This window comes from Streptomyces sp. NPDC037290, assembly GCF_055603245.1.
Genome location: NZ_JBVJVZ010000083.1, coordinates 1 through 5,022, shown reverse-complemented (window position 1 = coordinate 5,022; position 5,022 = coordinate 1). Strand labels below are relative to the sequence as shown.

Sequence of the window (5,022 nt, the reverse complement as noted above, 5' to 3'; positions counted from 1 at the left end):
TTCCAGCACCGCCCATTGCGCGTCCGTCAGATCTCCACGTGCCACAAACCAAGATCATCCCATGTTCAAGATCCACTTTTGACACACGCCCTAGCACGGAAGGCGCACGGCCAGCTCATGCCCATCTCCCCGTCCTCGTCGGCGCAGGCCGCCCGCGAAGCTGTCGCGCAGCGTCTGAAGGAACTCCGTGCCGACACCGGGATTACAGGGGCCGAGTTGGCCACGGGCTGCGGCTGGTCGCACCCGAAGACCTATAGGATCGAGGGCGCCCGTACGCCGCCGTCCACCGACGACATCCGCCGATGGTGCGCAGCTTGCGGAGCTGGTGACCAGGCGGACGACATCATCGCCCAGTCCCGCACCGCAGAGTCGATGTACGTGGAATGGCGGCGCAAGGTCCGCACCGGGCTGAAGCAGCTGCAGAACAGCTACGTGCCGCTGTTCAAGGCGACGAAGCTGTTCCGCGTCTACTCGCCGACGATGGTCCCGGCCTACTGCAGACCGAGGGCTACGCGCGCGGTTTGATGACGTCGATCACACGGTTCCGGGACATCCCTGATGACGTTGCCGACGCGGTCGCTGCACGGCTGGAACGCTCCCGGATCATCCGCGAACCTGGGAGGCCTATTCACAGGGGTTTCACGTTTCACCAGCCCTTCTTGTAGAAGGCGAGGGCGGTGACGGTCTTGGCGACGAGGGCGAAACGGGTGAGGGGGCCGCGGTAGCGGGTGGCGAAGATCTTCCAGTCCCTTCAGGTGCGCGATGGCCCGTTCGACCGCGGCGCGGAGCGTGTTGATCGAGCGGTTGGCCACCTTGTCCCCGGTGGATCGTTCCTGACCGGGCGGCGGGGCCGTCCACGTGATCACGGAGACGGCCCGTGAATAGGCCTCCGGGCACCGTTTCACAATGGTCATCGAAGAGCCAGTTCTCCACTACCAGCTGGGCGACAGCGATGCGATGGCTGCGCGACTCGGCTACCTGCTGACCGCCGGCGCACTGCCGCAGCTGTCACTGGGCATCATCCCCAGCACGACCGCCAAGCGCACCATGTGGCCGCAGGAGCTGTCCCATGTGTACGACGAGACCCTCGTGTCGGTTGAACTGCTGACGGCCCGCGTGCAGGTGACCCATACGTGAAGGCGTTTGAGCAGCTGCGTGCCATGGCCGTGTACGGCGCCGGCGCACGCTCCCTGATCGTGAAGGCGATCGAGGCGCTGCACTGACCTGTGTGGCGGGAGCCCGCGGCACCAGGTGGGGCTCCCGCCTTCTACCCGACCAGGGCCATGAGGGGCGGGCAGGCTACGCACGGCAGCAGGTCAGTAATGCCGCTGGCAGCAGCCGTGACCATACCGGCGGCCACCCAGAACCCGCAGCGAGCGCGTTCGTTCGGACCTGCACCCGTACGAGGACGCATGCGTGGGCGGGCCCGGTCGAGGTTGTCTGCCGAGTGTGGGGGCGAGTCTCCGCGTGCGTGTGCGAAATTCCAGGCTGATCCTGAACTTGGGTCCACGCCGATATGTGATCGCCCACGGGCTCACGGAAGGAGACGCCGCCATGACGACGATCGCCGAAGTAATCGAGAAGTTCCGCAAGGACAGGGCGCCCTTCGAGGAGCTCTCGAAGATCACGAATGAAGTCGAGCGGCGAGCCAGCCTTTACAGCCCCCCTCAGCTGTTATTCACGTCCACGGTCGTCACCGAGCTCCGGTCCGGTCTGTCGACGTTGCAGTCGGCGTACCCATGGGACTCGGGCTGGGCGTCCGTCCAGCAACAACTACTTCATGTCGCATCTCTGTTCGGCCGCGTAAGCCCCCCATTCGCCATCACTCAGCAAATGGTGAATCGAACCATTGAGCTCATCGAAGCATTCAACCAGGAGACGTATGACTGCTGGACAACGCGTCCTCGGCAGCTGACCCAACGTGATCAAGACCGGGTCCAGGAAATGGTCGAGGCACTGGGGCCGGTCGTCACCAGCAGGCCACCGGACGAGGCCCGCGCTTGGCTCATCGATCTCGTAGCGGTTGCGTTCTTCGCGCCCTGCACTGGCGCACTGGACGACGTAGACGGGGACGATGACGCTGCTGCCATACTCATCCGCGGGCTGGAGTTGGCCTTCAGTGCGGCCTACCTGGCTGGAGAACTGTGGGACCAGCGATAGCCGCGTGGCCGCCCACGATGAAGCCCCCAGTGCCGCCGTCACACGGGCACTGGGGGCTGGACGGCACTGTAGCGAGGCTGGGCTGACAGCGAAGGCTCTGAGCGGCTTACTCGTCGGTCACGGCAGCTGTAGTTCTTGATCGTTGATGTGTTCGTGCTGGTCAGCTGGGGTGCCGGTGCGGCCGAGGGTAGGGGAAACGGCCACCGTGATCATGAGCGTTTCAACGCCGCTGCGTTTACCGATGTCGGCGGGGCGCAAGCCCGTTTTCCATTACTTGCTGACCGACTTCACATTCCTGGATTTCATGCGCTGGCGGTGGCGGGCGGGCAGGAGGCTGTTCAGCAGCGCACGGCCGATCGCGCCGACCAGGCGGACGGGCTGGTCGGGCAGTATCCCGGAGGCGGTGACGACCTGGTCGCGGGCGGTGTCGAGGGCGACGGTGAAGCTGAGCCGGTCCATGTCCAGGCCCGGTCGGGTGGCCGCGGTGTCCGCGGCGGTGCGGATGAGCGCCTGGTAGACGGTAAGGATGCCCCAGACCTCTTGTTCCAGGTCGGCGGGGTGCCCGGAGCGCAGAACCCGGCCGTCCAGCAGGGTCGCCTTCACGCTTGCGTAACAGGTCTCCGCCTGCCACCTCTCGTGATACAGCGTCACGAGACGGTCGGCCGGGTGGCGCTCGTGGTCGAGGAGGCTGGTGACCAGCCGCCAGGACTCGCGGCGGGTGGTGCCGTCGGAGAGGGTGACGGTGATCCACGCCTCGATCACACGGACGGTGAGCAGGTTGTAGCCGTGGCCGGCCTGGTAAGAGCGTCCGCCAGTAGGTCACCGGTTGCGGGGGCTGGTGGGTCGGGTGTCCCCGCGGTGGGTGTACCAGGCGCGTCGGATGAGGCTACGGACCGTGATGATGGCGGTGGCCAGGGCAAGGTAGAACTCGGTGCAGGCGCGGCGTCGTTCGGTGTTGCGGCGGAGTTTGCCGAAGTTGTTCATCCACGAGTTCGTGCGCTCGACGACCCAGCGGCCGTCGGTCTGGATCGGGGTCTTGGCGCCGCGCTTGGTGACCCTCGGGGTGATGTTGCGCTCGGCGAGTTCGGTGTAGACGGGCTGGTAGTCGTAGCCGGCGTCCAGGCTGAGTGCCGGAGCCTTGGGGGTGTGGTCGAGGTGGCCGGTCAACTCGGTGAATTCGTCGAGGGTTTCGGGTAGCAGGGTGTGATCGCGTATGTTCGCACCAGCCGGAATGGTGACCACGGGTATGCCGTAGCCGTCGGTGAGCTGGGACCGCTTCAGCCCCTGCTTGCCCCGGTCCACCGGGGATCGGCCGGCGCACTCGCCGCCTGCGGGAGCCTTGGTGATGCAGCCGTCCGCGGCCAGTTCCTCCAGCTCCAGGCCGACCATGCGGTCGTAGGCCCGCAGCACCGCGATCACCAGGTGGCCGGCGACACCGGCATCGATCCACTCGTCCCGTCGGCGGCGAATCGTCGTGGCCGAGCAGGTCACGTCCGCGACGCGTTCGTAGCCCATCCCTGACACCAGCGCCAGGATGAGCTTGTCGAAGACCACCGCGTCCGCAATCCGCGGGTTGTGGCAGCCCAGCGGGTGACCATCCACACGGTCGGGCAGTAATGCGAGGAACTCCTGGCGGATCGGCGCGATGATGGACGCAGGCACGACGGACAAGACTTCTCCAGATGGTCACAGAGCGTAGGAACTCCATGATCATCGAAGTCGTCTCCGTCGTGCCGCCCATTTCGACGCGTCCATGACCTACTGGCGGACGCTCTAACTCCCGGGTCTCGGTGTGCTCGCCGAGCTCGGCCCCGATGAACCTTGCACAGCTGGGTGTCGCGGGCGCGGCGCGACGGGTGCCGTCGTCGGACCGGCCGGTGTCCGAGCCGTCGCCCGGCGGTCGTCTGCGGGAAAGTGAGCGCGCCGAGCTGGAGCGGCTGCGGGTCTAGGCCAGAGAGACGGACAAGCCGCGAGCTGGAGATGGAGCGTGACGTGTGCAAGCGATTCGTGGCCTTGTGGGTGAAGTAGCTGAGGCGGACCCGGCCGTCGCGGTCCGGGTGATCAGCAGCTGCAAGGCCGCGCAGAAGATTCCGTACCGTACCGCCTGCCGGGCGCTGAGGGTGTCCGAGTCGTGGTTTTACAAGTGGCGGGATCGTCCGCCGACAGCGCGTGAGGCGCGCCGGCAGCAGCTGGCCGAGGAGGTCGAGGAGATCTTCCATGGCTCGGGCGGCACCCACGGCTCGCCGAAGGTGTTCATCGGGCTGGCGCGCAGAGGCTGGCGGGTATCGGTGAACACGGTCGCGAAGGTCATGGCCGAACTCGGGCGGGCCGGACGGAAGGTGCGTCGCCGCCGGTCGCTGAGCAGGCCGGGCAAGCGACCGGCCGCCCCGGACTTCGTGCGCCGGGGCTTCACCGCCGAGGAGCCCGATCTCGTCTAGGCGGGCGATCTCACCGAGATCGAAACCGGCGAGGGCAAGCTGTACTTGGCGACGGTCATCGACCTGTTCTCCCACCGCCTGCTCGGCTACGCAATGGCCGAGCGGCATGACGCGGTCCCCTCCCCGTGGAGCGTGGGGAGGGGACCGGTCAGTGTCTGAGTGAGAGGGCTCGGCAGGGGTTTCCTACATAACACCTCCGGTGGTGTTGCGGCGGCGGAGGTAGAGGAATCCGCCGAGGGTGAGCAGTCCGGCGGCGGCGCTGCCGATGGCCGGGTCGATCAGCGGGATGCCGGGGATCTGGGTGGTGACGCAGGAGTTGTTGTTCTGCGGGTTGGGGTCGGTCTCGTTGCCCGTGACGCTCACGCAGTTGTCGAGCTTGGCCGGGCCTGATGCGGGGGCCAGGCCGCGGACGGTGATGGTGTGG

At 66.7% G+C, this 5,022-nt stretch carries 7 protein-coding genes and 2 pseudogenes; 5 read left to right on the top strand and 4 right to left on the bottom strand.

The features are described from left to right. Positions 1–117 precede the first annotated feature (117 nt). From ACZ7HQ_RS44810 to ACZ7HQ_RS44800, 3 genes and pseudogenes are all read left to right on the top strand, one after another. Positions 118–620 (top strand): annotated as a pseudogene (locus tag ACZ7HQ_RS44810) (helix-turn-helix domain-containing protein); the annotation flags it as partial. A gap of 286 nt (positions 621–906) precedes the next feature. Then, a complete protein-coding gene (locus ACZ7HQ_RS44805) occupies positions 907–1,137 on the top strand; it encodes a Scr1 family TA system antitoxin-like transcriptional regulator (RefSeq protein ID WP_471003227.1) in 231 nt (76 codons plus the stop codon). Between the two features lie 417 nt (positions 1,138–1,554). After that, positions 1,555–2,160 carry a hypothetical protein gene (locus ACZ7HQ_RS44800; protein WP_471003223.1) on the top strand — a complete coding sequence of 202 codons (606 nt, stop codon included), beginning with the start codon at positions 1,555–1,557 and terminating at the stop codon, positions 2,158–2,160. A 117-nt stretch (positions 2,161–2,277) separates the two neighbouring features. On the opposite strand, the gene ACZ7HQ_RS44795 is transcribed toward ACZ7HQ_RS44800, so the two are convergent. Genes ACZ7HQ_RS44795 through ACZ7HQ_RS44785 form a run of 3 tightly spaced genes read right to left on the bottom strand, consistent with a single transcriptional unit; the run spans position 2,278 to position 3,831 of the window. Then, the gene (locus ACZ7HQ_RS44795) at positions 2,278–2,418 is read right to left on the bottom strand and encodes a hypothetical protein (RefSeq protein WP_471003220.1); all 141 of its coding nucleotides are present in this window, start codon (positions 2,416–2,418) and stop codon (positions 2,278–2,280) included. Between the two features lie 12 nt (positions 2,419–2,430). Beyond that, on the bottom strand, positions 2,431–2,922 hold the full coding sequence (locus ACZ7HQ_RS44790) for a hypothetical protein (protein ID WP_471003217.1): 492 nt from the start codon (positions 2,920–2,922) through the stop codon (positions 2,431–2,433). 57 nt (positions 2,923–2,979) lie between these two features. Further along, the gene (locus ACZ7HQ_RS44785) at positions 2,980–3,831 is read right to left on the bottom strand and encodes an IS5 family transposase (protein ID WP_471003213.1); all 852 of its coding nucleotides are present in this window, start codon (positions 3,829–3,831) and stop codon (positions 2,980–2,982) included. Between the two features lie 143 nt (positions 3,832–3,974). Between ACZ7HQ_RS44785 and ACZ7HQ_RS44780 the strand changes: the two genes are divergently transcribed. Beyond that, complete coding sequence (locus ACZ7HQ_RS44780; protein WP_471003210.1) at positions 3,975–4,109, top strand: hypothetical protein; 135 nt, start codon at positions 3,975–3,977, stop codon at positions 4,107–4,109. A gap of 66 nt (positions 4,110–4,175) precedes the next feature. After that, complete coding sequence (locus tag ACZ7HQ_RS44775) at positions 4,176–4,598, top strand: IS3 family transposase (protein ID WP_471003207.1); 423 nt, start codon at positions 4,176–4,178, stop codon at positions 4,596–4,598. Positions 4,599–4,781: 183 nt separating this feature from the next. On the opposite strand, the pseudogene ACZ7HQ_RS44770 reads toward ACZ7HQ_RS44775, so the two are convergent. Continuing rightward, positions 4,782–5,022, bottom strand: a pseudogene (locus ACZ7HQ_RS44770) (hypothetical protein); the annotation flags it as partial.

Excerpts from the sequence above, each read along its gene's own strand:
- ACZ7HQ_RS44805 (WP_471003227.1), top strand. The coding sequence starts at position 907 with ATGGTCATCGAAGAGCCAGTTCTCCACTACCAGCTGGGCGACAGCGAT.
- ACZ7HQ_RS44800 (WP_471003223.1), top strand. The coding sequence starts at position 1,555 with ATGACGACGATCGCCGAAGTAATCGAGAAGTTCCGCAAGGACAGGGCG.
- ACZ7HQ_RS44780 (WP_471003210.1), top strand. The coding sequence starts at position 3,975 with ATGAACCTTGCACAGCTGGGTGTCGCGGGCGCGGCGCGACGGGTGCCG.